This window comes from Streptomyces sp. NPDC048473 (assembly GCF_043200155.1).
Taxonomy (GTDB): Bacteria; Actinomycetota; Actinomycetes; order Streptomycetales; family Streptomycetaceae; genus Streptomyces.
Map to the genome: position 1 here is coordinate 1 of NZ_JBICXE010000159.1, position 2,284 is coordinate 2,284.

The window sequence follows — 2,284 nt, forward strand, 5'->3', positions numbered from 1 at the left end:
AAGCGGAAGTACAGCCACACACAGTGCGAGATCACCTCGACCGGGTACCGGTGCCCCCTGTACGACGGCGACGCACTCCCCACGGACGATCCCCCCTCCAGCAGATCAACCCGAAGGTCATCCCATCCGGTCAGCCAACGTGACAGCGCCCAACGGACAGTTCAATCAGCTCGGTTCTGCTGGTGGGTTCGACTTCTTCCATACGTCGATGATGTCCGCGGGGACGCGTCCGCGTTCCGGGATGTTGTAGCCGTGGGCGCGGGCCCAGGTACGGACGTCCTGGGTGTGGGCGGTGGTGTTTGGTTCTGAGGCGGGGTGGTGCGGCTGCGTGGTCGGTTGGCGGGTGGTGGGCGTGGACGGTGTGAAGACGGGGCCGTGGCCGAGGAGGTCTTTGGGGAACATGGGGATGGTGGCTCGGCCGCTGAGCATGGTGGTGAGGAAGTCGGTGAGGTTGCCCTCGTGGGTGTACCAGCGTGTGCCCCGGGCTTCGTTGACGGCCACGTGCCAGGTGTCGGGAGCGTTGGTGGGGTCAGTGATCCAGAAGAGGTACTCGCCATTGTCAGTGACTCCGATGGCGAACAGGTCTTGCGGGTCACAGGGTGCGGATGGGTGGCCCTGGGCTCGTGCTTGTTCGAGCTGGGTGCGGATGGTGGCGGGCATAGGGCCGGTGAGGCTGACCCATTCTGTTGCCCCGGAGGGGTGGTAGAGGTGGAGGTAGCCGCAGAAGGTCCCGGGCCCGTAGGTGTCGGCGATCTCTTTGTAGTCGGCGGGCAGGCGTACTCCGAGGATGCTCTCCACTTCCGGCCAGTTGCTGGGGGGCGGTGTGTCGGAAGGCGGCGGAGACAGCTGAGTGAGGTTGCTGATAAGGGGCACGGAATTACGACCTTGGGAGCGATACCAGTTCCGGATCTGCCTGGCGGTCTGGGCCCCTGCGCGATCAGGACGCCGCTGAGGAGGAGTGGTGCCGTCAGGCGGATCGCGGTCGCCGCTGTCTTGACCGGCGCGTCTTGGTCAGGGAGTGGACCGCAGCGGCGGCGCCTGCCACGTCATCCCCGGGGGCTGGAGTAGGGGCGAGGGCTCGGGGCCGGGGTCATCGGTGTCGACGACTCCGGCGGCCGTGTGGTCGAAGTCGGCGGGCCAGCGGGTGTGCTCGCTGGCCACGGCGCCGGTCAGGCGTGCTTCGACAAGGTTGGCGGTGCTCAAGTCGGTGCCGCGCAAGTCGGCCATGCGGAGATCGGCGCGTTGGAAGACCGCGCCGTGGGCGACGGCCTTGCGCAGGTTCGCCTCGCGCAGGTCGGTCTCAGTGAAGTCGGCGTCACGCAAGTCGGTTTCGACCAGCTTCGCGCCCCGTAGGTCGGCCAGAATGCAGCGAGCCCGGCGGAGAATCGCAGTCGTGAGGTCGGCGTGCCGCAGGTTGACCGAGACCAGGGACGCCTGGGTCAGATTGGCGTGGTACAGGCCAGCGGCCTCCAGGCAAGCGCGGTCGAAGTTGACCTCGGGGAACCAGAGTCCGTCGCAGTCGGCCCGGCGCAAGTCGGTGATGCTGAGATTGACCCAGGACTGCTCCCGGTGCTGGCACAGCACGCCGAGCGCGGTCAGCGCCACCTGGGCGTCGGCGGCGCGAGTCTCCAGGGGTGCGATGTCGTTGATGGGCACGTCTGCCGCCGGTGATTCCGGCCCGGCGGGTGGCCAGGGCAGGTGCGTACGCAGATACGCGGCCTGGATGGAGATGATGGCCTCCCGGTCGCGGGCGGACTGCTCCGCGATCCGCCACAGCGCGTGCAACCCGCCGATGCGCACATCCAGCTTGTCGCTGCCGAGCTGGTCGACGGCCCGGCTGAATCGGTCGGTGACGTAGCCCTCCTGGGTGGCGCGCAAACCGTCCTGACTCACCCGCAGTTGCCGCCAGGTGGCATACGCGCCGAAGAGCACGACCAGGCCGCCGACCACCTGCAGAAGCGTCGTACGGACATCGTTCACCGCCTTCAGTCGATCCTGTGCGGCGACGCTCGCCCCGGCGAGATCGTGGTCGACCACCACACCCGGCAGTAGGACGAACACTGTGCCTAGAACGACCAGCCCCGCCGCCCCGGCCAGCAGAGCCACGGCTGTACGACGCCTGACCAGCCCGTCGCGCCATGCCCGCCGCCCGCGGTCCGGTTCCCCCATCTCCATGGGCACAGGAGCTTACGGTCTCGGGGGAAATTGAGCTTCGGGCGTGCTGGCCTGGCAGCTCGGCTGGTGGGTGATCAGCGGGCGGTATCGCGGACGAGGGCCAGTTCGG

Annotated in this window: 2 protein-coding genes and 1 pseudogene; all 3 read right to left on the bottom strand. The window is 68.0% G+C overall.

The genetic code is table 11. The features are described from left to right. A pseudogene (locus ACGFU7_RS47885) lies at nucleotides 1-83 on the bottom strand (IS6 family transposase); the annotation flags it as partial. Nucleotides 84-165: 82 nt separating this feature from the next. Next, on the bottom strand, nucleotides 166-873 hold the full coding sequence (locus ACGFU7_RS47890) for a histone-like nucleoid-structuring protein Lsr2 (protein ID WP_393705089.1): 708 nt from the start codon (nucleotides 871-873) through the stop codon (nucleotides 166-168). Nucleotides 874-1,011: 138 nt separating this feature from the next. Further along, the gene (locus tag ACGFU7_RS47895; protein ID WP_329157546.1) at nucleotides 1,012-2,175 is read right to left on the bottom strand and encodes a pentapeptide repeat-containing protein; all 1,164 of its coding nucleotides are present in this window, start codon (nucleotides 2,173-2,175) and stop codon (nucleotides 1,012-1,014) included. Between the last annotated feature and the right edge of the window lie 109 nt (nucleotides 2,176-2,284).